At 59.5% G+C, this 24,686-nt stretch carries 19 protein-coding genes; 13 read left to right on the top strand and 6 right to left on the bottom strand.

Annotated features, from left to right (window positions below; translation table 11 throughout):
* Positions 1-92 precede the first annotated feature (92 nt).
* From AC4IHP_RS05345 to AC4IHP_RS05310, 8 genes are all read left to right on the top strand, one after another.
* Positions 93-1,250: an efflux RND transporter periplasmic adaptor subunit gene (locus AC4IHP_RS05345; protein ID WP_490831066.1), complete on the top strand. Its 1,158-nt coding sequence runs from the start codon at positions 93-95 to the stop codon at positions 1,248-1,250.
* Positions 1,251-1,265: 15 nt separating this feature from the next.
* Entirely contained in the window at positions 1,266-4,364 is a 3,099-nt protein-coding gene (locus AC4IHP_RS05340; protein ID WP_490831065.1) for a multidrug efflux RND transporter permease subunit, read from the top strand.
* A 162-nt stretch (positions 4,365-4,526) separates the two neighbouring features.
* Positions 4,527-5,168: a DUF1345 domain-containing protein gene (locus tag AC4IHP_RS05335; protein WP_490831064.1), complete on the top strand. Its 642-nt coding sequence runs from the start codon at positions 4,527-4,529 to the stop codon at positions 5,166-5,168.
* A gap of 134 nt (positions 5,169-5,302) precedes the next feature.
* A complete protein-coding gene (locus AC4IHP_RS05330) occupies positions 5,303-6,331 on the top strand; it encodes a LacI family DNA-binding transcriptional regulator (RefSeq protein WP_460119479.1) in 1,029 nt (342 codons plus the stop codon).
* 152 nt (positions 6,332-6,483) lie between these two features.
* Positions 6,484-7,266: a sugar phosphate isomerase/epimerase family protein gene (locus AC4IHP_RS05325; RefSeq protein ID WP_490831063.1), complete on the top strand. Its 783-nt coding sequence runs from the start codon at positions 6,484-6,486 to the stop codon at positions 7,264-7,266.
* The gene (locus AC4IHP_RS05320) at positions 7,259-8,278 is read left to right on the top strand and encodes a sugar kinase (RefSeq protein ID WP_490831062.1); all 1,020 of its coding nucleotides are present in this window, start codon (positions 7,259-7,261) and stop codon (positions 8,276-8,278) included. The genes AC4IHP_RS05325 and AC4IHP_RS05320 overlap by 8 nt, the downstream gene beginning before the upstream one ends.
* A gap of 57 nt (positions 8,279-8,335) precedes the next feature.
* Entirely contained in the window at positions 8,336-9,634 is a 1,299-nt protein-coding gene (locus AC4IHP_RS05315; RefSeq protein WP_490831061.1) for an MFS transporter, read from the top strand.
* A gap of 13 nt (positions 9,635-9,647) precedes the next feature.
* Entirely contained in the window at positions 9,648-10,625 is a 978-nt protein-coding gene (locus AC4IHP_RS05310) for a 2-hydroxyacid dehydrogenase (protein WP_490831060.1), read from the top strand.
* Positions 10,626-10,824: 199 nt separating this feature from the next.
* Here the strand turns inward: AC4IHP_RS05310 and AC4IHP_RS05305 are convergent, their stop codons facing one another.
* From AC4IHP_RS05305 to AC4IHP_RS05290, 4 genes are all read right to left on the bottom strand, one after another.
* Positions 10,825-12,012 carry a pyridoxal phosphate-dependent aminotransferase gene (locus AC4IHP_RS05305; protein WP_490831059.1) on the bottom strand — a complete coding sequence of 396 codons (1,188 nt, stop codon included), beginning with the start codon at positions 12,010-12,012 and terminating at the stop codon, positions 10,825-10,827.
* A 41-nt stretch (positions 12,013-12,053) separates the two neighbouring features.
* Positions 12,054-13,679 (bottom strand): methyl-accepting chemotaxis protein, encoded by a 1,626-nt coding sequence (locus AC4IHP_RS05300; protein WP_490831058.1) that lies wholly within the window; start codon positions 13,677-13,679, stop codon positions 12,054-12,056.
* Positions 13,680-13,983: 304 nt separating this feature from the next.
* A complete protein-coding gene (locus AC4IHP_RS05295; protein ID WP_490831057.1) occupies positions 13,984-15,123 on the bottom strand; it encodes a glycerate kinase in 1,140 nt (379 codons plus the stop codon).
* 215 nt (positions 15,124-15,338) lie between these two features.
* Positions 15,339-16,457: a sugar diacid recognition domain-containing protein gene (locus AC4IHP_RS05290; RefSeq protein WP_490831056.1), complete on the bottom strand. Its 1,119-nt coding sequence runs from the start codon at positions 16,455-16,457 to the stop codon at positions 15,339-15,341.
* A gap of 171 nt (positions 16,458-16,628) precedes the next feature.
* Between AC4IHP_RS05290 and AC4IHP_RS05285 the strand changes: the two genes are divergently transcribed.
* The 3 genes from AC4IHP_RS05285 to rarD all read left to right on the top strand — a co-directional run bounded on the left by AC4IHP_RS05285 (position 16,629) and on the right by rarD (position 20,212).
* Positions 16,629-17,939, top strand: coding sequence for an MFS transporter (locus AC4IHP_RS05285; protein ID WP_490831055.1), 1,311 nt, complete (start codon positions 16,629-16,631; stop codon positions 17,937-17,939).
* Positions 17,940-18,058: 119 nt separating this feature from the next.
* Positions 18,059-19,072 carry an aldo/keto reductase gene (locus AC4IHP_RS05280; protein ID WP_490831054.1) on the top strand — a complete coding sequence of 338 codons (1,014 nt, stop codon included), beginning with the start codon at positions 18,059-18,061 and terminating at the stop codon, positions 19,070-19,072.
* Between the two features lie 258 nt (positions 19,073-19,330).
* Positions 19,331-20,212: an EamA family transporter RarD gene (gene rarD, locus AC4IHP_RS05275; RefSeq protein ID WP_490831053.1), complete on the top strand. Its 882-nt coding sequence runs from the start codon at positions 19,331-19,333 to the stop codon at positions 20,210-20,212.
* A gap of 138 nt (positions 20,213-20,350) precedes the next feature.
* On the opposite strand, the gene hppD is transcribed toward rarD, so the two are convergent.
* Positions 20,351-21,427, bottom strand: a complete 1,077-nt coding sequence (gene hppD / locus AC4IHP_RS05270; protein WP_016774910.1) for a 4-hydroxyphenylpyruvate dioxygenase — start codon at positions 21,425-21,427, stop codon at positions 20,351-20,353.
* Between the two features lie 352 nt (positions 21,428-21,779).
* Between hppD and AC4IHP_RS05265 the strand changes: the two genes are divergently transcribed.
* Both AC4IHP_RS05265 and AC4IHP_RS05260 read left to right on the top strand, forming a co-directional pair.
* Positions 21,780-23,315, top strand: coding sequence for an EAL domain-containing protein (locus AC4IHP_RS05265; RefSeq protein WP_490831052.1), 1,536 nt, complete (start codon positions 21,780-21,782; stop codon positions 23,313-23,315).
* 227 nt (positions 23,316-23,542) lie between these two features.
* Positions 23,543-23,908: a histone-like nucleoid-structuring protein, MvaT/MvaU family gene (locus tag AC4IHP_RS05260; RefSeq protein WP_039762749.1), complete on the top strand. Its 366-nt coding sequence runs from the start codon at positions 23,543-23,545 to the stop codon at positions 23,906-23,908.
* Between the two features lie 216 nt (positions 23,909-24,124).
* Here AC4IHP_RS05260 and AC4IHP_RS05255 read toward each other — a convergent pair whose 3' ends face one another.
* On the bottom strand, positions 24,125-24,643 hold the full coding sequence (locus AC4IHP_RS05255; RefSeq protein WP_490831051.1) for a DUF4946 domain-containing protein: 519 nt from the start codon (positions 24,641-24,643) through the stop codon (positions 24,125-24,127).
* Positions 24,644-24,686 lie beyond the last annotated feature (43 nt).

Here is a 24,686-nt window from a genome sequence, read left to right as displayed (position 1 = left end):
CCCTTACACAATTTCACACAGCAGCTACAAAGCTTCACCGCTAACCTCCCCGTCTGGCCGTAGGATGCGGCCTTCAATATTGGGGGTTGTACATGTCTGGAAAACTGCTGGCCGGGCTCGGCCTGATCGCATTGGCGCTGACGCTGAGCGCTTGTGATTCATCCTCGAACGCCGAAGAGCAGACGCCGCCGGCCACCGTGCGCGTCGAGACCGTCAAAACCCAGCCATTGTCGATCAGCAGCGAACTGAGCGGGCGCATCGCCGCGCCACGGATTGCCGAAGTGCGTGCGCGAGTGGCGGGCGTGGTGTTGCAGCGCACCTATCGCGAAGGCAGCGACGTTAAAAAGGGTGACGTGCTGTTCCGCATCGACCCTGCACCGTTCAAGGCTGATCTGGACAGTGCTGAAGCCGCGCTGCGCAAAGCCGAGGCCAACGCTTTTCAGGCGAAACTGCAAGAACAACGCTATGCGCAGTTGATCGAGGACCAGGCCATCAGCGGTCAGGACTACGACAACGCTCGCGCCGCTGCCCGGCAGACCGCCGCTGATGTCGCCGCCAGCAAAGCAGCGCTGGAACGGGCGAAACTGAACCTCGGTTATGCCACCGTGACCGCACCAATCTCCGGCCGCATCGGCCGCGCGCTGGTCACCGAAGGTGCGCTGGTGGGGCAGAACGAAACCACGCCACTGGCGCTGATCCAGCAGCTCAACCCGATTCATGCCGACCTCACCCAGTCAACTCGCGAGCTCAATGAACTGCGCCGAGCGTTCCGTTCCGGGCAGTTGCAGGAAGTCGGTCAGGATCAGGCGAAGGCCACGCTGATTCAGGATGACGGTAGCGTGTATCCATTGCCCGGCAAGCTGCTGTTCAGCGATATCACTGTCGATCCTGGTACTGGCCAGATCATCCTGCGCAGCGAATTTCCCAATCCGGATCTCGATCTGCTGCCTGGCAGCTTCATCCGCGTACGTCTTGAGCAAGCGACCATCCAGAACGGCATCACCGTGCCGCAACGCGCCGTACAACGCGACAGCGCCGGCATCGCCCAGGTACTGACCGTCGATGAGCAGATGCGCGTTGCGGAGCAACCAGTGCAACTGGGCGCAGTGCAGAACAATCGCTGGATCGTCACCGGCGGCCTCAAGTCCGGCGACCGCATCGTAATCGAAGGCCTGCAACACGCCCGTCCCGGGGAAAAGGTGCAGATCGACGAAACCCCTCTTCCACTTGCCCAGACCACTGGTCAGTAAGCAGGACGCTCTTATATGCCGCAGTTCTTTATCGACCGTCCGGTGTTCGCCTGGGTGGTCGCCCTGTTCATACTGTTGGCGGGTGCGCTGGCCATTCCGCAGTTGCCGGTCGCGCAATACCCCGACGTCGCACCGCCGCAGATCGAAATCTACGCCGTGTACCCCGGCGCCTCGGCGCAGACCGTCGATGAAAGCGTGGTCAGCCTGATCGAGGAAGAGCTCAACGGCGCCGATCACTTGCTCTACTTCGAATCGCAAAGCAGCCTGGGCAGCGCGACGATCAAGGCAACTTTCCAGCCGGGCACCAACCCGGAACTGGCGCAGGTCGATGTGCAAAACCGCCTCAAGGTGGTCGAGTCGCGCCTGCCGCAAGCTGTGAATCAGCAGGGTTTGCAAGTGGAGAAGGTTTCTTCCGGTTTCCTGTTGTTGATCACTCTGACCTCCAGCGACGGCAAACTTGATGACGTGGCGCTCAGCGATTACCTGGCGCGCAACGTGATGAACGAGATCAAGCGTCTGGATGGTGTCGGCAAGGCGCAGTTGTACGGCGCCGAACGGGCCATGCGCATCTGGATCGATCCGCAGAAGCTCATCGCGTTCAACCTGACGCCGGCCGATGTCAACGAAGCCATCGTTGCGCAGAACGCTCAGGTTTCAGCGGGTAGCATCGGTGATCTGCCGTCGCCGTCCACGCAGGAAATCACTGCGACGATTCTGGTCAAAGGCCAGTTGTCGACGCCGCAGGAATTCGCCGACATCGTGCTCAAGGCCAATCGCGATGGCTCCACGGTGCGCATCGGTGATGTCGCGCGGGTCGAGATCGGCAGTCAGGAATATCAGTTCGGCACACGCCTGAACGGCAAGCCCTCCACCGCCGTTGGCGTGCAGCTTTCTCCAGGCGCCAACGCGCTGAACACCGCGACACTGGTGCGGGCGAAGATGGATGAACTGGCGCGCTACTTCCCGGCCGGCGTGGAGTACAAGATTCCTTACGACACTTCGCCCTTCGTCAAAGTCTCGATCACTAAAGTGATCTACACCCTTGGCGAAGCGATGCTGCTGGTGTTTGCGGTGATGTTCCTGTTCCTGCAAAACGTGCGCTACACGCTGATCCCGACATTGGTGGTGCCGGTGGCGCTGATGGGCACGTTCGCGACCATGCTGGCGCTGGGCTTCTCGATCAACGTGCTGACCATGTTCGGCATGGTGCTCGCGATCGGCATTCTTGTGGACGACGCCATCGTCGTGGTTGAGAACGTTGAGCGGATCATGGCCACCGAAGGCTTATCGCCCAAGGAAGCCACACGCAAGGCGATGACGCAGATCACCGGAGCGATCATTGGCATTACGCTGGTGCTGGTCGCAGTGTTTATTCCGATGGCATTCATGCAGGGTTCGGTCGGGGTGATCTACCAACAGTTCTCGCTGTCCATGGCCACCTCGATTCTATTCTCGGCATTCCTCGCCCTGACGTTGACGCCGGCCTTGTGCGCGACATTGCTCAAGCCTGTCGGCAAAGGCGAGCATCACGAGAAGTCCGGATTTTTCGGTTGGTTCAATCGCCGATTTGAGCAATTGACCGATCGCTATCAGGGCTGGGTCGGCTATGCGCTCAAGCGTACGGGTCGCTACCTCATGATCTACGTGGTCCTGCTGATTGGACTCGGAATCTGTTTTGCGCGCCTGCCCTCCTCGTTTCTGCCCACGGAAGATCAGGGTTACACCATCACCGATATCCAGCTGCCACCCGGCGCGACCAAGAACCGCACTGTGCAAGTGGCCGAACAGCTCGAGGCGCACAACGCCGGTGAACCGGGAATCAGTGACAGCGTAGTGATCCTGGGTTTCAGTTTCTCCGGTAGCGGGCAGAACGCAGCGCTGGCGTTTTCGACGCTCAAGGATTGGTCGGAACGTGGCAGCGACGATGCTGCCAGCTCGATCGCCGACCGCGCCAACGCGGCGCTGAGCCAGATCAAGGACGCCATGGCGTTCTCGGTACTGCCGCCGCCAGTGGACGGTCTCGGCACATCGAGCGGCTTCGAGTTCCGTTTGCAGGATCGCGGCGGCCTCGGCCATGCGACGTTGATGCAGGCGCGTACGGAACTGCTCGCCGCAGCGGAGCAAAGCCCGATATTGATGAACGTCCGTGAAAGCGCACTAGCCGAAGCGCCGCAGGTGCAGCTGATCGTCGACCGCAAACAGGCGAACGCCTTGGGCGTTTCGTTCGCCGACATCGGCAACGTGCTGTCCACTGCGGTGGGTTCGAGCTACATCAATGACTTCCCCAATCAGGGGCGCATGCAGCGGGTGGTCGTGCAAGCCGAAGGTGATCAGCGCAGTCAGGTGGATGACTTGCTGAAAATGCATGTGCGCAACAACGCCGGAAACATGGTGCCGCTGTCGGCATTCGTTCAGGCCAACTGGATTCAAGGGCCGGCGCAGTTGACCCGCTACAACGGTTATCCGGCGATTGCGATTTCCGGCGAGCCGTCACCCGGGCACAGTACCGGCGAGGCCATGGCGGAAATCGAACGACTGGTTGCGCTGGGGCCGAAAGGTCTGGGCCAAGAGTGGACCGGTTTGTCGTTGCAGGAACGCCTGTCAGGCAATCAAGCGCCGATTCTGCTTGGTTTGTCGCTGTTGGTGGTGTTCCTGTGTCTGGCAGCGCTGTACGAAAGCTGGTCGATCCCGACTTCGGTATTGCTCGTTGTCCCGCTTGGTGTGCTCGGCGCGGTACTCGCCGTGACACTGCGCGGCATGCCCAACGACGTGTTCTTCAAGGTCGGACTGATCACCATCATTGGTCTGTCGGCGAAGAACGCGATCCTGATCATCGAGTTCGCCAAGAGCTTGTATGACGAAGGTCACGATCTGATCGATGCTACGTTGCAGGCCGCGCGTTTGCGTCTGCGGCCGATCGTGATGACATCGCTGGCGTTCATTCTCGGTGTGGTGCCGTTGGCCATCGCCACCGGCGCCAGTTCGGCCAGCCAACAGGCGATCGGCACTGGCGTGATCGGTGGGATGATTACGGCAACGCTGGCGGTGATCTTCGTGCCAGTCTTCTTCGTCGTAGTGATGAAACTCGTACAACGATTCAGCAAACCCCACTGATCCAAATGTAGGAGCTGTCGAGTGCAACGAGGCTGCGATCTTTTGATCTTGAAAAGCTAAAGTCGAAAGATCGTCCGATCGCGGCCCGAGCCTTCCGCAGCTCCTACAAAAGCCGGATCGCCTGCGCTATGGTGCACTGACAGTTCACCGACGTGAGTCACCATGCGCTTCCTCGCCCGCACCCACCCTCGCCTCTCCGCCGCCGCTCTGCTCGGCCTCGCCACCGGCCTGTTGGTCCCGGCCGGTTCCATCGTCAGCAAAATCCTCATTGGCTGGAACGTCGGTGTCTGGACATACCTGATCCTGATGTTCTGGCTGACCATTCGCGCCAAGGCACCGGACGTGCGACGCATCGCTGAAGTCGAAGACGAGAACGCCGGGCTGGTGCTGTTTGTGGTGTGCATTGCCGCGTTGGCCAGTCTCGCCACCATCACCCTTGAACTCGCCGGCAGCAAAGACCTGGAAACCTCACGCAAACTCATGCACTACGGGTTCACAGCGCTGACAGTGACCGGCTCATGGCTGCTGATAGGTGTGATCTTCTGTGTGCACTACGCCAGATTGTTTTACACCTGGGACGGCAAAGAGCCGGCGCTGCGTTTTGCTGAAGGGCTGACCACTCCCAATTACTGGGACTTCCTGTACTTCTCGTTCACGATTGGCGTTGCAGTTCAAACATCGGACGTAGGCGTAGCGACGCGAGGCATCCGCAAAATCGTACTGGCGCAGTCGCTGATCGGTTTTGTGTTCAACACTGCGATTCTGGGCTTTTCGATCAATATTGCCGCCGGTTTGTTCGGGTAGGCAATCACCCGCCCGTCGGTAACGTAGGGCAACCCTCTGATCATTTACTTGACGACCGAATTGTTTCTGGTGTTTCCTGAAACCGGTTTCAGGCTCTGCCTTGGCCTATAAATCCAATAACAAGGTTTCATACCGTGAACGACTTCTCCGCCGCCCAGCGCAGCCGCGTGACCATGCTTGATGTTGCCGAACGCGCCGGTGTATCCAAGGCCAGCGTCTCGCGCTTCATCGGCGATGACCGCGCCCTACTCTCCGATGCCATTGCCCGGCGCATCGAGCAGGCGATTGATGAACTCGGCTACCGCCCCAACCAAATGGCCCGTGGTCTGAAACGCGGGCGCACTCGGCTGATCGGCATGCTGGTGGCCGATATCCGCAACCCTTATTCGATTGCCGTGATGCACGGGGTGGAAACCGCCTGCCGTGCGCACGGCTACAGCCTGGTGGTGTGCAACACCGACCGCGATGACGAGCAGGAACGTCAGCACCTGGCGCTGTTGCGCTCGTACAACATCGAAGGGCTGATCGTGAACACGCTGGGCCATCACCGGGACGAACTGCATGAGCTGCGCCGCGAGATGCCGCTGGTGCTGGTGGATCGCAAAGTGGACGGGCTGGACAGCGACATGGTCGGACTGAACAACTCGCAAGCAGTTGAAATGGCGCTCGCGCACCTTGAGCAGCGCGGATATCGGGATTTATTGCTGGTAACCGAACCGTTTGATGGCACCAGTTCGCGGATCGAACGGGTCAGCAGTTTTCAAGCGCAGATTGCCCAACGCTCGGCCCTGACCGGGGCGGTGCTGGAAACCGGCGATGATCTGAAGGCGCAACTTCAAACTTTTTTAAACACCCACGTTGACGGTCCGAAAGCACTGTTTTGCGCCAATGGCGTGGCGGCGCTGGCGGCGACTCACGCGTTGCGCGCACTCGGTGTGCGCTTGTTCGAGGATGTCGGGCTGATTGCCCTGGACGATCTGGATTGGTATCCGCTGGTGGGCAGCGGGATTACTGCGCTGGCGCAGCCGACGCAAGAGATAGGTGCACGAGCGTTCGAGTGTTTGCTCAAGCGCTTGCGCGGAGATGATGAAGTGGCACGGATGGTGGATTTTGCGCCGATGCTGGTTGAGCGTGGGTCGACCCGAGAGGTTGGCGGTGTCTGATCTGACGCTTTCGCTGGCAAGCCAGCTCCCACAGGTGAGCGCATTCCAAATGTGGGAGCGAGCCTGCTCGCGAAGACGCCCGGAAGGACACCACAGAACCATCTGATATTTTTTTGAACAAAAATGAAACCGGTTTCAGAGGTCAAATAACAATGAATAAACCAGCCGTTTCCATCAGTCTGTCCAGCTACGGTGCCGAGCTTGTGCGCCAGCGTGGGCAGGATTCTTTCATCGATATCCTCGCGGCAGCCGGGGCGAATCGCATCGAGTGGCGCGAAGAATTGCTGACCCGGGAAGACCCGGCGCAACTGGCTCAGGCTACTAGGGCGCAGGGTCTGCAAAGTATTTACTCCTCACCCACCGAATTGTGGCTGGCCGGTCAGGCGCAGCCAAATCCAGAATTGATCACCGCGCTGCAACAGGCCCAGGTTTTTGGCTCGAAATGGTTGAAGGTGTCGCTCGGCTATTTCACCGACAACTCTGATTTGCAGGCACTGGCCGAGCGACTCGAACACAGTCCCGTGCAACTGCTGGTGGAGAACGACCAGACCTTGCACGGCGGACGTATCGAGCCGTTCCAGCGTTTCTTTGCCGCCGTCGAACAGCACAACTTGCCGATCAAGATGACCTTCGACATAGGCAACTGGCATTGGCAGGACCAGTCCGCCGCCAGCGCCGCACGCGCGCTTGGTCGTCATGTCGGTTACGTGCATTGCAAAGCCGTTGCGCGCCGCGCCGACGGCAAACTGATCGCCGTACCACCCGCCATCAGCGATCTGCATCTGTGGGAACAACTGCTGCGGCACATGGACCAAGGCGTTATGCGCGCCGCCGAGTACCCGCTGCAAGGCGATGATCTGGTGCAACTGACCCGCGAACACGTCGCCGCCCTCGCCCGCCTCGGTCAATCGCGCCTGGAGCCAGCACATGTCTGAAATCGATATTCTTTCTTTCGGTGAAACCATGGCAATGCTCGTCGCCGAGCAGACCGGCGATCTGGCCAAGGTCGAGCAATTTCACAAACGGATTGCCGGGGCCGACAGCAACGTCGCGATCGGCTTGTCGCGCTTGGGTTTCAACGTCGCGTGGCTGAGCCGGGTCGGTAACGATTCGCTCGGACGCTTCGTGGTCGAGACGCTGATCAAGGAAGGTCTGGATTGCAGCCACGTTGAAGTCGACACAAATCACCCGACCGGTTTCCAGTTCAAATCACGCAATGACGATGGCAGCGACCCGCAGGTCGAGTATTTCCGTCGTGGTTCGGCGGCCAGTCATTTGTCGCCGCAGTCCATCAGCGACAACCTGCTGAATGCCCGTCACTTACACGCCACCGGTATTCCGCCGGCGCTGTCAGGTTCCAGCCGGGAAATGTCCTTCGAGCTGATGACCCGGATGCGCAACGCCGGGCGCAGCGTGTCGTTCGACCCGAATCTGCGCCCGAGCCTGTGGGCCAGCGAGGGCGAGATGATCCGCCAGATCAACCGCCTCGCCGCCCTTGCCCACTGGGTGCTGCCGGGGTTGAGTGAAGGTCGCTTGCTCACCGGTTTCGACGACCCGGCCGACATTGCTGCGTTCTATCTGGATCAGGGCGCCGAGGCCGTGGCGATCAAGCTCGGGCCTGAGGGCGCTTATTACCGCACGCAGTTGGATCAGGGTTTTGTGGCTGGCGTGCCGGTGAGCAACGTGGTCGATACCGTGGGTGCCGGCGATGGCTTTGCCGTCGGGATGATCAGCGCCCTGCTCGAGCATCAGAGTTTTGCCGAGGCTGTGCAGCGGGCGAACTGGATTGGCAGTCGCGCGGTGCAGAGTCGCGGGGATATGGAGGGGTTGCCGACCCGCCAAGAGTTATCGGTTGAATTTGAATCCGCCTTCGCGAGCAGGCTAGCTCCCACATTTGGAATGCAATCCTCTGTGGGAGAGAGCCTGCTCGCGAAGAGGCCCGCCTGATGACCGTAAATGAATGAACCTGCTGCGACAAAAACAACAAGCTCAGGAGTCACACCGATGAAAACCGCTACCCTCGCCACCCGCCGCTGGTGGTATATCATGCCGATCGTATTCATCACTTACAGCCTGGCCTATCTCGACCGCGCCAATTACGGTTTTGCCGCCGCGTCGGGCATGGCCGAGGACCTGATGATCACGCCTGGCCTGTCCTCGCTGCTCGGTGCGCTGTTCTTTCTTGGGTACTTTTTCTTCCAGGTACCGGGCGCGATCTACGCGCAAAAGCACAGCGTGAAAAAGCTGATTTTCGTCAGCCTGATCCTCTGGGGCGGCTTGGCCACGCTGACTGGCGTGGTATCCAACGCCTATTGGCTGATCGTCATTCGCTTCATGCTCGGCGTGGTCGAAGCGGCGGTGATGCCGGCCATGCTGGTGTATCTGTGCCATTGGTTCACCCGCGCCGAACGCTCGCGGGCCAACACCTTTCTGATCCTCGGCAACCCGGTGACCATGCTGTGGATGTCGGTGGTTTCGGGCTATCTGGTACAGCATTTCAGCTGGCGCTGGATGTTCATCATTGAAGGTCTGCCGGCGGTACTGTGGGCGTTTATCTGGTGGCGTCTGGCCGATGATCGTCCGGCTCAGGCCAAGTGGCTCAATGAGCAGGAAAAGCACGATCTGGAAAGCGCCCTCGCCGCCGAGCAGGTCGGGATCAAAGCGGTGAAGAACTACGCCGAGGCCTTCCGTTCGCCGAAGGTGATTATTCTCGCGCTGCAGTTTTTCTGCTGGAGCATCGGCGTCTACGGTTTCGTGCTGTGGCTGCCGTCGATCCTCAAGGCCGGCGCGCAAATGGACATGATCGAGGCTGGCTGGCTGTCGGCGCTGCCGTATCTGGCGGCGGTGATCGGCATGCTCGCGGTGTCGTGGGGTTCGGACAAATTGCAGAAGCGCAAACGCTTCGTCTGGCCGCCGCTGCTGATCGCCTCCATCGCGTTCTACGGCTCGTATGCCTTGGGCGCCGAACACTTCTGGTGGTCGTACACGCTGCTGGTGATTGCCGGCGCCTGCATGTACGCGCCGTACGGGCCGTTCTTCGCCATCGTCCCCGAAATCCTGCCGGCCAACGTCGCTGGCGGCGCCATGGCGCTGATCAACAGCATGGGCGCGCTCGGTTCTTTTGGCGGCTCGTATCTGGTCGGCTATCTGAACAGCTCCACCGGTTCGCCCGGTGCTTCCTATCTGTTGATGAGCGGCGCGCTGCTGCTGTCGGTGGTGCTGACGATTTTCCTCAAGCCCGGCGCCAGTGATCGCGTCGTCGCCAAAGCCGCTGTCACCCCGCGTGTGCCGGCGCATTCCTGAAAGGACTTTTGCCATGAAAAAACAGGTCGTGCTGTACAAGAAACTTTCGCCCGCGCTGATGGCGCGTCTGCAAGAGCAGTTTGACGTGACGCTGATCGAAAGCCTCGACGCCGATGGCCTCATGCAGTTGCGCGATGCCCTGCCCCGCGCCCACGGCTTGCTCGGCGCCAGCTTGAAACTGGATGCGGCGCTGCTTGATCTGGCGCCGCAGCTGGAGGCGATTGCCAGCGTTTCGGTGGGGGTCGACAACTACGCCATCGATTATCTGAACCGGCGCAATATTCTGCTGACCAACACGCCGGACGTGCTCACCGAAACCACTGCCGATACCGGATTTGCCCTGATCCTCGCCACTGCCCGGCGTGTGGTCGAACTGGCGAACATGGTCCGTGGCGGGCAATGGAGCCGTAATATCGGCCCGGCGCATTTCGGCACCGATGTGCATGGCAAGACGCTGGGCATCATCGGCATGGGCCGCATCGGCGAGGCGTTGGCCCAGCGCGGGCATTTCGGTTTCGGCATGCCGGTGATCTACCACAGCCAGTCACGCAAGCCGGCGGTCGAGGAGCGCTTTGACGCGCAATATCGCAGCCTCGAAGAGTTGCTTCAGCAAGCCGACTTCATTTGCCTGACCTTGCCTCTGACGGCGCAGACCGAACGCTTGATCGGCGCCGAACAGTTTGCGCTGATGCGCCCGGAGAGCATCTTCATCAATATCTCGCGCGGCAAGGTGGTTGATGAAAAGGCAATGATTGAGGCGTTGCGCAACAAGCGTATTCGCGCGGCGGGGCTGGATGTGTTCGAGCGCGAGCCGTTGAACCATGACTCGCCGTTGTTGCAGTTGAGCAATGTGGTGGCGACGCCGCACATGGGCTCGGCGACGCATGAGACGCGTGAAGCAATGGCGCGGTGTGCGGTGGAGAACCTGCTGGCGGCGTTGAATGGGCAGCGGCCGGCGAATCTGGTGAATGCCCCCGCCTTGCAAAGTTGAGATCTCAGGCGCCTGTCAAACCGCCTTCGCGAGCAAGCCCGCTCCCACAGTAGGAATGCATTTCAAATGTGGGAGCAAGCCTGTTTCCACAGGAGAAAGCATTTCAAATGTGGGCCAAGCCTGCTTCCACAGGAGAATGCATTTCAAATGTGGGAGCGGGCTTGCTCGCGAAGGGGCCAGTGAAGGCAACACAAAAACATCAGGCACTGCGCGCCTGCAACAGCTGCACCGCACACAACGCAATCCTCGCGCAGGCATCCGCCAGTTTGACCCGATCCACCACCAGCCCAATGCGAATGTGCCCCGCCGCGCTCGGCCCGAACGCTTCGCCGGCCAGTACCGACACGCCATAACCTTCCAGCAGGCGGTCGGCGAACGCCTGAGCGCCGAGCCCAGTCTGGCGCACATCAACCATCACGAACATGCCGCCATCCGGGCGAATTGGCTGCAAACCGACGCAACCCTGCAACCGCTCGCACACCAGATCCCGTCGCAATCGGTATTCCTCGCGCATCTGCGTGACCTCCGGCAAATCACTTTGCAGCGCCACTTGCGCGGCCTTTTGGACGAAATCCGGCAGACCGAAAAGCATACTCAGTGACAGGTTCACCAGATGTTCAGCCAAAGGTTTCGGGCCGATCATCCAGCCGATGCGCCAGCCGGTCATCGCATGGGATTTAGACAGACTGTTGATCGTCGCGGTGCGCTCGGCCATGCCCGGCAGACTCGCCGGGCTGATGTGCTCGCCTTCATATAAAAGCTCGCTGTACACCTCGTCGCTGATCAGCCACAGGTCATGGCGAATGCACAGCGCCGCCAGTTCCTGCCAGATCAGCAAGGACAAACTCGCGCCGCTGGGGTTGTTCGGGCTGTTAAGCAGCATGGCGCGAGTTCGCGGAGTGATGCGCGCGGCGACATCGGCCGGGTCGACACGAAAACCGTTTTCCGGGCGCACCGGCACCGCGATCACCGTAGCACCACACGCGCCAAACACACCTTCGTAAGTAACATACATCGGCTCGGCGACGATCACTTCGTCACCCGGATCGAGCAGACACTGCGCCACTGAGTACACCGCGCATTGCGCGCCGGGCAGGACAATCACCTGATCCGGATCGACCCGTTGACCACTGCGCTGGCGATGACGCTCGGCAATCAGCCTGCGCAGCTCGAACCGACCACGCACGTCGGCGTAATGGGTATCGCCGGCCAGCAGGCTGTCGATCGCGCCATGGACGATCGGCAACGGCGTATCGAAATCCGGATCGCCGACGCTTAACAACAAAACATCAACGCCCTCGGCGCGCAGTTCCAGCGCTCGGTCGTGAATCTGCCAGGCAGCGGCACCCTCCCCGGCGATTCGTTGGGTCAAGGCTGAATAGCGCATGTACGTCTCCTGTTAGCGCGGTTTCCAGCCTTCACCGTATCTCAAATCACGAAACGCGCCACCATGGCGTTCAAATCCACTGCCAGGCGCGACAGTTCATGGGTCGCGGCGCTGGTCTGGTTGGCGCCAGCGGCCGATTGCGTGGCGAGGTCGCGAATATTGACCAGGTTGCGATCGACTTCTCGGGAGACTTGCGCCTGCTCTTCCGAAGCGCTGGCGATAACCAGGTTGCGCTCGTTGATCTGGTGAATCGATTGCGTAATCTGCTCCAGCGCCACACCGGCCGCGCGGGCCATTTCCAGCGTGGACTGAGTGCGCTGATTGCTTTGCTGCATCGACGAAACCGCTTCACCGGTGCCGTTCTGGATGCCGGCGACCATTTTTTCGATTTCCTGAGTCGACTGTGCGGTGCGATGGGCCAAGGCGCGCACTTCGTCAGCTACCACGGCAAAACCACGGCCAGCCTCCCCGGCACGCGCCGCTTCAATCGCAGCGTTGAGTGCCAAGAGGTTGGTCTGCTCGGCGATGGCCCGAATCACGTCCAGCACCTTGCCGATGTCACGACCTTGCGCGGCGAGGCCTTCGATCATCTGCGCGGTGTTCTGCACGTCGTGAGTCATGGTCTGGATCGCGTCGACGGTTTTCACCACTTGATCGCGACCTTCGCGGGCGGCGTGGGTCGACTGATTGGAGGCCTCGGAAGTCGAAACGGCGTTGCGCGCCACTTCTTCCACCGCGGCGGTCATCTCGTTGACAGCGGTGGCGGCCTGTTCGATTTCGTTGTTCTGCTGTTGCAGGCCACGCGACGCTTCTTCGGTGACCGCGCTGAGTTCTTCGGCAGCGGCGCCCAGTTGCGTGGCGGAACCGGCGATCTGCTCGATGGTTTTGCGCAGGTTGGTCTGCATCGCCGCCAAAGCTTCGAGCAGGCGCGCCGGCTCGTCCTTGCCGTCAACTTCAATGGCTTTACTGAGGTCACCGCCGGCAATTGTCTGCGCGGCAAGCACGGCGCGGTTGAGTGGTGTGACGATGCTGCGGGTCAGCAACCAGGCGAGCAACACGGTGGCCAGCGCTGCAATCACGGCGACGATGATGATCCCGGTGATGGCGCTGTCATAGTTTTCACCGGCCTTAGTGGCCGCCGCTCTGGCCCCGGCCGTATTCATGCCGATCAGCTTGTTGAGCTGCTCGCCCATCTGATCGGTGCCTTCCTTGATGCGCGTGTTGATCAACGCACGCAGCGCCTCGAGATTGCCTTGGCGCGAGAGCTCGAGCATCTGGTTCTGCGCTTGCAGGTAATTATCGAGCGTCGTCGAAAACGTCTGGAAAACGGCGTGCTCTTCAGGACCTGCCGGCAACGCAGCGTAGCTGGCCTGAGCTTTGCGCACCTTGTCGACCAGCACCGCGATGCGGGTTTCTGCCTCTTGCAGGCTGGCCGGCTCGCGATTGACCAGCACACGGAACGAGAGAATGCGCATGCGCAGGACGTTTTCCGTGACCACACTGAGGTGGGTCACGCTCGGCAACTGGTTGGTGTCCATGTCGACCGACGCCTGACGAATGACCGTCATGCGGCTGACGGCAAACACGCCAAGGACAATCACCAGCAAGGCGATGAAGGCAAAACCGAGGAAAGCACGGGGCGCGATATTCAGGTTACGCAGGGACATGGTCGGACTCTCGAAAGAAAGAAACTACGAGCGTCCATGCCGTGAGCACTGGCCCATAGCGGGCGACAGTCCGGCGGCACTGAGTTGTGGTTATGTGTGCGCCTGACCGTTGTATCGGCCAGGCTTGAGGAAGGTTTCGGGTCTGCGGTAAATATTTTTCGGGACGTTACAACAATCTACCCAGCTCCGCTGGCTTTGGTAGGAGCTGTCGAGTGCAACGAGGCTGCGATCTTTTGACTTTTAAAAGCAGGATCAAAAGATCGCAGCCTCGTTGCACTCGACAGCTCCTGCATAGGCAAGCCGATCAGCGTTTGGCGGCGAGTTGCCAGGCTCGGGCAATATCGTTGGCACGTTCACGCAGAAGCCGAGGTGCTTGCGCGCAGGCCTGTTCGAGGCTCATCGGCCCGCTGGTCAGGGCGAATGCGGCGTCGATACCGTATTGATAGAGTTCCTGATAGCCCTCGCCCAGGGTGCCCGCAATCACAATCACCGGCACGGCATGCTGTTTGGCAATCCGCGCGACACCGAACGGTGTTTTGCCGCGCAAGGTTTGCGCATCGAAACGGCCTTCGCCGGTAATTACCAGATCCGCGCCTTCGACCGCCTCAGCGAGCCCGACCAGTTCCGCCACTACCTCGACGCCCGCCTGAAACCGTGCGCCGAGATACGCCTTTGCCGCGAATCCGAGTCCACCCGCCGCGCCGCTGCCCGGCTCATCGCGCACGTCCTTGCCCAACGCCTGCGCGCAGAGTTCGGCGAAGTGCCCCAAGGCCTGATCGAGTTGCTCAACCTGCGCAGGCGACGCGCCCTTCTGCGGGCCGAAAATGGCCGAGGCACCATGGGGACCGCAGAGCGGATTGTTGACGTCGGCGGCGATGTCGAAACGCACATCGGCCAGACGCGGATCAAGTTCACTCAAATCCAATCGCGCCAAATTCGCCAAGGCTAGCCCACCGGGCACCAACGATTGATTGTGCGCGTCCAGCAACTTCACGCCCAACGCCTGCATCGCCCCGGCACCGCCGTCATTGGTCGCGCTGCCGCCAATCGCCAGAATCACCCGTTGCGCGCCGGCGTCCAGCGCTGCACGAATCAACTCACCGGTACCAAAGGTGCTGCTGATGCACGCATCGCGCTGCCCCGGTGGGACCAATTGCAGACCGCTGGCCTCGGCCATTTCGATGATCGCGGTGTGGTTGTGCGGCAGCCAGCCCCAGGCAGCATCGACCGGCGCGCCCAACGGACCGCGCACGCGGGTGCGGCGCAGTTCACCTTCGCAGGCCGCGAGAATCGACTCGACCGTGCCTTCGCCGCCATCGGCCATCGGGCATTTGATCAGCGTCGCCTGCGGCCAGACCTGGGCAAGTCCGAGGGCGATGGCTTCGGCAACGCCTTGGGCACTCAGGCTGTCCTTGAACGAATCAGGGGCGATGACGATCTTCATGGGAATTCTCCGGTTGCAATGGCGTTCATGCTGCCAGCGGTCGCGGGCGATGACGCCGGTCGGCTGCACAAGTGGCGTCGGCGTTTATTGTTCATTTCCACAAAAGACTTGCATTGGATGATCCGGCCCCTTCGCGAGCAGGCTCGCTCCCACATTTGAAATGCATGCCACTGTGGGAGCGAGCCTGCTCGCGAAGGGGCCCCGAAATACACCGATCAATTCGGATCAGTCTGCGGCAACAGCTGCACCCCCAGATACAACGCCAGCATCCCGTCCAGCTTCAACGGATCAACCCCGCTCAACTCGGCAATCCGTTCCATGCGATAGCGCAGGCTGTTGCGATGAATGCCCAACGCCTCGGCGCAGGCCTGGCTCTGCCCGTCGTGCTCGCACCAACTGCGCAGGGTCGCCAGCAATTGACCGTTGCTGTCCTTGGCGATGACCTTGCGCAGTGGTTTGAGCAGTTCGTCCAGCGCATCGTCGTTGCGATGACGCCACAGCATGACCGGCAAGCGATAACGATTGAGCGTCAGCAGTCTCGAATTCGGCAGCACGTCACGACCATACGCCAGCAAGTCGCCGACCCGTCGATAACAGCGACGCAACCCGGCGAGGCCATCCGCCTGCCCGCCGACGGCGATGCGCAGGATCTTCCAGCCGAGGCCATCGAGCTTTTCCAGCAGGCGATCGTGCTCGACGTTCTGGCTCGCCGGCCGACACCACAACAGCGATGACTTCGCCGAACTCATGCACCAACTGTCGGGGTAACGCGAGGTCAGCCACGCACTCAGTGCCTCGACGGTTTGCCCCGGGCCGTGCTCAAGCCCCAGCTCGAACAGATACGGCACCCGTGTCAATTGCGGCTTGAGCCCTAGCTGCTGCGCCTCATCGATCAGACGCGGCGAATCCCCCGCCTCGCTCAGCAGCAACGCCAGCAGATCATCGCAACGCTGCCGTCGCCACTGTTGCTCGGCCTGCTGGTTGCGCTGGCCGACGAGCATTTCCGCGGTCATGCGCACCAGTTCAGCGTAGGTGCGCAATTGCTCCGGCTCGCCGGTGATGCCGAGTACGCCGATCAAGCGCTGATCGAGCAACAGTGGCAGATTGATCCCCGGCTGCACGCCTTTGAGATGCACCGCCGTCTGCGCATCGATTTCCACCACGCGCCCGTTGGCCAGCACCAATTGCGCTCCTTCATGCCGGGTGTTGATGCGCTCCGGTTCACCGCTGCCCAGGATCAGGCCCTGACTGTCCATGACGTTAACGTTGTACGGCAAAATGGCCATGGCCCGGTCGACGATGTCCTGGGCAAGGTCGTGATCGAGTTCGAACATAGCGGCGGCAATCCTTCATTTCAGGCACAAGCGGTTGTTCAGCCGCACAGGGTCTGGCGGCAAACCCTGTGCTCAGGCACAAAGACAATCCGGCCAAAGGTGGCCGAGACTCTCAGGGCGATCAACGTTACCCTTTGCATCGCAAAAAATCATAATAAAGAGAGAGCCGCTATGTCGCAGAGCGCCGCAGCTACAGAGACCATCGATGACGGTAAAAACGCCGTCTACAAACGCATCACCCTGCGTTTGATTCCCTTCATTTTCATCTGCTACCTGTTCAACTACCTCGACCGGGTCAACGTTGGCTTCGCCAAACTGCAGATGCTCGATGCACTGAAATTCAGCGAAACCGTATATGGCCTCGGCGCCGGGATTTTCTTCATCGGCTACGTGCTGTGCGGCGTGCCGAGCAACCTGGCACTGACCCGCTTCGGTCCTCGGCGCTGGATTGCCTTGATGATGATCACCTGGGGCACACTGTCGACCTGCCTGTTGTTCGTCACCACCCCGACCGAGTTCTACACCCTGCGCTTTTTCACCGGTGCGGCTGAGGCCGGTTTCTTCCCGGGCGTCGTGCTGTATCTCTCGCAGTGGTTCCCGACCTTTCGTCGCGGGCGGATCATGGCGCTGTTCATGTCGGCAATCCCGGTCTCCGGTTTGCTCGGCAGCCCTTTTTCCGGCTGGATCCTTAACCACTTCGCTGCTGGCCAAGGTGGCTTGGCTGGCTGGCAATGGATGTTCCTGCTGCAAGGCATTCCGACGGTGATCCTCGGTGCGCTGGCGTATTTCCTGTTGAGCGACAGCTTCGCCAATGCCAAATGGCTGACCGCCCACGAACGCGCGGTGCTCGAAGCCGACCACGCCGAAGACCTCGCCAACAAACCGAAAACCGCCACCGACTCGCTGCTTGCGGTGTTCAAGAACCCTGCGATCTGGGCCTTCGGCCTGATCTATTTCTGCATCCAGAGCGGCGTGTATGCGATCAACTTCTGGCTGCCGTCGATCATCAAGAACCTCGGCTTCAGCGATAACCTGGTGATCGGCTGGCTGAGTGCGATTCCGTATCTGCTCGCAGCGGTGTTCATGCTGATCGTCGGCCGCTCGGCGGACTTGCGCAAGGAGCGCCGCTGGCACTTGGTGGTGCCGATGCTGATGGGCGCTGTCGGTCTGGTGATTGCAGTGAATTTCGCAGCGAATCCGGCGATTGCGATTCTCGGTCTGACGATCGCTACCATGGGCGCGCTGACTGGCCTGCCAATGTTCTGGCCAGTGCCAACCGCCATGCTGAGCGCGGGCGCGGCGGCTGGTGGGCTGGCGCTGATCAACTCGATGGGGCAGATGGCCGGGTTCTTGAGCCCGTATCTGGTGGGCTGGGTCAAGGACAGCACCGGCTCGACGGATGCGGCGCTGTATGTGCTGGCGGCGGTGATCGTCGGAGGGAGTCTGCTGGCGTTGCGGATGACGCGGACGTTGCGGGCCTGAACTTCGCGCATGACCAAAACGGCCCTTTCGGGCCGTTTTTTTATTCGGTTTCACTTTTCCGCCTCTAACGCTTCTGGTATTTGATTGATTCCCCACCCACCGACAAAAAGGATTTCGGCATGAGCTATCGCACACTGGGCCACTCGGGCTTGCAGGTTTCCACGCTCACCCTCGGCTCGATGATGTTCGGCGAGCAGACCAGCGCCGGAGACTCGCTGCGGATCATCGACAAGGCCTGGGATCAAGGCATCAATTTCATCGACACCGCCGACGTTTACACCAATGGCCGTTCCGAAGAAATCGTCGGTGAAGCGATCGCCCGCCATCGCCACGAATGGGTGCTCGCGACCAAGGTCGGTTTCGGCCCGGTAGACGGTGTGCCGAACCGCAGCGGTCTGAGCCGCAAACACATTTTCAACGGACTCGAAGCCAGCCTCACGCGGCTCGGTACTGATTATGTCGACATCTATTACCTGCACCGCGAAGACCACAACACGCCGCTGGAAGTCAGTGTCTCGGCGATTGGCGATCTGATTCGCCAGGGCAAGATTCGCTACTGGGGCCTGTCGAACTATCGCGGCTGGCGGATCGCCGAGGTGATTCGCATCGCCGACAAGCTCGGCGTTGATCGCCCGGTAATCAGCCAGCCGCTGTACAACATCGTCAACCGCCAGGCCGAGACCGAGCAGATCACCGCCGCGCAAACCTACGGCCTTGGCGTAGTACCTTACAGCCCCTTGGCTCGCGGCGTGCTCAGCGGCAAGTACGCACCCGATGTGACGCCGGACGCCAACAGCCGCGCCGGGCGTCAGGACAAGCGCATCCTCGAAACGGAATGGCGTGTGGAATCGCTGCGCATTGCTCAGCAGATTCAGCAATACACCGAGCAGCGCGGCGTCGGCATGGTCGAGTTTGCGATTGCCTGGGTGCTGAACAACAGTGCGGTGACCTCGGCGATTGTCGGCCCGCGCACTGAACAGCAGTGGGACGCCTACACGCTGGCGCAAGCGGTGAAGATCACCGCAGAAGACGAAGCGTTTATCGATTCGCTGGTGACACCGGGACATGCTTCGACCCCGGGGTTCAACGATGTGAGCCATTTTGTGTCGGGTCGTAAACCGCGCCCGGCCTAAAACTGCATAAGCGGGGAATGAGCGGCGTAAGCAGATTGCGGGTTTTATACAAATCGAATGTGGCAGCGAGCCTGCTCGCGAAGCGGCAACAGACGCAACATCTATACTGAATCGGCTGGCCTCTTCGCGAGCAGGCTCGCTCCCACAGGTTTTGTGCCTGGCTCCAGGATGTGGGAAATAATGAGCATCCGCTCAATATTCAGCACAAAAACCACGTATCCTGCGCGCCCCGTTCAACCTTCACGCCGCGAGGGCAGTTTGTCTAAAGGTATCGCTTTATCAGTTTCGGCCTCGGTGCTGTTTGCCGTCATGTATTACTACACGTCGCTGCTGACGCCTCTGAGCGGCGTGGAAATTTTCGGCTGGCGCATGCTCCTGACCGTGCCGTGCATGACCGTGTTCATGCTGGTTTCCGGCGAATGGCGGCGGGTTCTGGAGCTGTTCCGATTGATCGCGGCCAGGCCGAAGCTGATCGCCGGGCTGCTGGTTTCCTCGGCCCTGCTCGGCGTGCAGTTGTGGCTGTTCATGTGGGCGCCGCTCAACGGCTACAGCCTGGATGTGTCGCTGGGCTATTTCCTGTTGCCCCTGGCGATGGTGCTGACCGGGCGGATTGCCTACGGCGAGAGCTTGTCTTATCTGCAAAAAATCGCAGTGTTTTTTGCCAGCCTCGGCGTGTTGAACGAGTTGTATCAGGTTGGTGGCTTTTCCTGGGCGACACTGGTGGTCGTGGTCGGCTATCCGTTGTACTTCGTGCTGCGCAAATATCTGAAAACCGACAACCTCGGTGGCCTGTGGGTCGACATGACCCTGATGCTGCCGGTCGCTTACTGGTTTGTGCAGGGCGGCGAACAGGGCCTGGCCGTGTTCGATCAATATCCGGGACTGATGTGGCTGATTCCGCTGCTCGGCCTGATCAGTGCTTCCGCGCTGGTGGTGTACATCATCGCCAGCCGCTTGCTGCCGTTCAGTCTGTTTGGCTTGTTGAGTTATGTGGAACCGGTGCTGTTGCTCGCGGTGGCGTTGTTGCTGGGGGAAAGCATCAAGTCGGGCGAGTGGCTGACTTACATTCCGATCTGGCTGGCGGTAGTGGTGCTGGTTTTCGAGGGATTCAAACACTTGACGCGCCAACGCCGCTCTTAAAAGCAAAAGATCGCAGCCTTCGGCAGCTCCTACAGGAAAAATGCATTCCAAATGTAGGAGCTGCCGAAGGCTGCGATCTTTTGATCTTAAAAAATCCCGGCTCTGCATCGCTGCAGGCCGGGATTTTTTCATTTCAGATTACTCGGTGGTCAGTACACCACGACGCACCTGGTCACGCTCGATCGATTCGAACAGCGCCTTGAAGTTGCCCTCGCCGAAACCATCGTCGCCCTTGCGCTGGATGAACTCGAAGAACACCGGGCCCATCAGGGTTTCAGAGAAGATCTGCAGCAGCAAACGCTTGTCGCCCTGCTCCGACGCACCGTCGAGCAGGATGCCGCGCGATTGCAGCTGATCGACCGGCTCGCCGTGGTTTGGCAGGCGACCTTCGAGCATTTCGTAGTAAGTGTCCGGCGGCGCGGTCATGAAGCGCATGCCGATTTTCTTCAACTGATCCCAAGTCTTGATCAGGTCGTCGGTGAGGAACGCAACGTGCTGGATGCCCTCGCCGTTGAACTGCATCAGGAACTCTTCGATCTGCCCGGCGCCCTTGGACGACTCTTCGTTGAGCGGAATACGGATCATACCGTCCGGTGCGGTCATGGCTTTGGACGTCAGGCCGGTGTATTCGCCCTTGATATCGAAGTAACGGATTTCACGGAAGTTGAACAGCTTCTCGTAGAAGTTCGCCCAGTAGGCCATGCGACCGCGATACACGTTGTGGGTCAGGTGGTCGATGATCTTCAGGCCGGCACCGACCGGGTTGCGATCAACGCCTTCGATAAACACGAAGTCGATATCGTAAATCGAGCTGCCTTCGCCGAAACGGTCGATCAGGTACAGCGGGGCACCGCCAATGCCTTTGATTGCCGGCAGGTTCAGTTCCATCGGACCGGTTTCGATATGGATCGGCTGAGCGCCGAGTTCGAGTGCGCGGGAATAGGCTTTCTGCGAATCCTTGACGCGGAACGCCATGCCGCAAACGGACGGGCCATGTTCGGCAGCGAAGTACGAGGCGACGCTGTTGGGTTCGTTGTTGAGGATCAGGTTGATGGCGCCCTGACGGTACAGGTGCACGTTCTTGGAGCGGTGGGTCGCGACCTTGGTGAAGCCCATGATTTCGAAGATCGGCTCCAGCGTGCCGGGAGTCGGCGCTGCGAACTCGATGAACTCAAAGCCCATCAGGCCCATTGGGTTTTCGTATAAATCTGCCATGGTGACGCCTCATCATTTCTTATCAATTAACCAGGGTTATTTGTCAGGAAAGTGATGTGCAGGGAGGCGCACAGGAGATGCCACGCACGCTGCGGGCGAGGAAGTCTCCGTAGATCAGTTGGAACCCGAATATCTTCATTGTCGACCCAAGGCTCTTGCGGGCGAGGCTTCTGCTGCCAGAAGACGATTATTATTGTATGCGTAACCCGATTCTACACAGCGTAACCAGGCCTGTCTGCCCTCTGTATAAAATCCCTTTTTTTGCGTACGGCACAAGAGCCATCTGCCATCTATTCTCCCCTCTGGCTCAGTTGTTGACCGGGGCCCGATTTCGAAGCCACAGGATGTGTCCATGCCACTGACTGCACGATCCCGCCGCAAACGCAGCACCCGCACCGTCGTAACCCTGCTCAGCGGTCTGCTGCCAATCGTGCTGGGCAGTGTGATTCTCTATATGCAGGCGGAACGAACTCTGGAGCAAAGCGCTGCCGAAACTGCCGAGCAAGCTTTACGCCAGTTCGAGCTGATGCTCGACAACACCGCCGAGGCGGCGCGAATCCTGTTGCCGTTAGCGGGTAGAGACTGTGAAGAAGTGAAACTGGCCTTGCGCGAACAGGTGACCCGTCGCCCTTTCGTTCGCTCGACCAATCTGGTTTGGGAGAACAATCTCTATTGCAGCTCACTGTTCGGCCAGTTCACGGAAGCTGTCAATGCCGGGAACTACTACCAGGGCAAACTATGGCTGATGAATGGCAATCCCGTGACACCCGATACGGCATTGCTGATCTATCGTCTCAGCGACGGTCCTGGTGGCGCATTGACCACGCTTGATGGTTATCACCTGAGCAATATCCTGCGTCTGATCGGTCGCCAGACACTACTGATGCTGCGAGTGGGCAATGACTGGCTGTCCGCAGACGGCAAAGTTCATCAGGGGCCGCTGCCAGCTTTGCCGGTTGCGCATAGCGTGCTTGAATCCGCGCGTTATGGCTTCAGCGTCTCGGCTGGTTACCGCGATGGTGAAACCTGGCGTTACATGGCGGCTGAGTATCCACCCCTGTTCAGCCTGTTGATTTTCTTCGGCGCAGTTTCCGGTGCGATTGGCCACTTCGTGCAGAAACGCTCAACCTCCCCCAGCCACGAAATGCTGCGCGCGCTGGAAGCCGGTGAGTTCATTCCGTACTTCCAGCCCGTGGTTCACGCCGACACCAAGCGATGGTCGGGCGCCGAAGTACTGATGCGCTGGAATCATCCCAAAGAGGGGCTGGTGCGCCCGGATCTGTTTATTCCATTTGCCGAGCACTCGGGCTTGATCGTGCCGATGACCCGCTCCCTGATGCAACAGACGGCCGTCCTGCTGGGTGCACAATCTGCAACCTTCGACAAACCGTTTCATATAGGCATCAACATCACAGCCAGCCATTGCCAGGACCTGGAGCTGGTTGAGGACTGTCGCGATCTTCTGGCAGCGTTTGAGCCGGGCAGTGTGGAGCTGGTGCTGGAATTGACGGAGCGCGAGCTGATCGAGCCGAACGACATCACTCTGCAGCTCTTCGAGCAGTTGCACGCGCTAGGTGTAAAAATCGCGATTGACGACTTCGGTACGGGGCACTCAAGCCTTGGTTATCTGCGCACCTTCAATGTCGACTTTCTGAAAATCGATCAGAGCTTCGTGGCCATGATCGGGATCGACGCGTTATCGAGGCATATTCTCGATTCCATCATCGAGCTGTCCGCCAAACTGGACTTGGGTATTGTTGCCGAAGGTGTCGAAACACAGGCTCAGGCTGATTATCTGACTGAGCATAACGTTAAGTTTCTGCAGGGCTACTTGTACGGTAGACCGATGCCTGCCGCTGATTTCATCGACACATTATCTCTTCATTAAATACACGGGACGACCCGCCGAACAGCCGCACCAAATTGATACAAAAAGTCATTGTTGTTACATGAAGACAACATCAGGATTTACTCTTGTCGCATTAACTACTACAATTTTTTCAACCTGAGCCAGACTGACAGGTGAGCCTATTATCACCGAGTCGCTTCACGGCTCTTGGCTTATAGCTTTGTTTGCGGTTGGTATCAGCCAAACACACTATTGGAGTAAAGATATTGTCCAGACTCGCTGAATTTCGCGCAGCTGAAAAGGCCCTTCAGGAACAGCTCAAACAGCTGGAATCGCTGAAGAACGATGCCGGGCTCAAGAAAGAAATCGAATTCGAAGAAAAGCTCCAGGGACTGATGAAAACCTATGGCAAAGGCCTGAAAGACATCATCGCCATCCTCGATCCAAACCCGGCAAAGTCCGGTCTGCAGCAGTCCGCAGCGCCGAAGACCCGTCGCGCTCGCGTCGTCAAGGTTTACCAGAATCCGCACACCGGCGAGCTGATCGAAACCAAAGGCGGCAACCATCGCGGTCTGAAAGCCTGGAAAGAACAGTACGGTGCGTCCACCGTTGATTCCTGGTTGCGCGGTTAATCTGACGCCAATAAAAAGCCCTGCTCGATGCAGGGCTTTTTTATTGACAATATCTAACAAATGAAATGATTTTCATCGAACAAGTTCGACATCTGTGTAACGCTGCTGAATCATCACACCTAAACATTTTGCTGCTTGATGTTGCGCCGAGCACCGGGCCCAACTTTGTGGTTAATCCTTTCCGGCAATCAAGCATTCGCTAGTTAGTACGAACGTTTATAGTTTCAGGCTGTTCCGCGCCGCCTGTATGTCGTCGGCGCTCGCCTTATAAACGTCGGCCTGACCGGCGTAAGAAAGTACATAAGCCTTGTCTGTTTCTACGGCCACTACCAATGTTTGGGATAAAACGTGTCGACCGTTTTCCGTCACCGTGCAGGTTGTTTCCAAGCCAGTCAGTGAACCCAGTGCCGCCGGATGAATGCGGTTGCAGACGCTCTGATAGCCACTACGAAAGAAATCCTTCTGGATGGATTTGCGCATTTCCAGCAACACGCCTTGCAAATTGACCTGATGCCCCGCCTCCACTTGGGTCATGGTCAGCTCCATCACCATTACTTGATTACCGTCGGCATCGTGTTTCACCGCTCTTTGTCGAGAGACTGGCGGCGCGGTATCTGGCAACGCCTCGATCTCCCAGCCCGTCGGCCAAGTGATGCTGGGTTCGGCCATGACAGGGCAAACCACAGCCGACGACAATGCAAAAAAAACAAACACGGATTTAAACAGTCGGATCATTGCCGGACGCACTCGTAGACAGAAGGCAAAGTCTGAGCCCCGC

The sequence above is a fragment of the Pseudomonas sp. UF-293 genome (assembly GCF_058245595.1).
The sequence above is the reverse complement of the archived record's forward strand: the minus strand, read 5'-3'. Positions and strand labels throughout refer to the sequence as shown.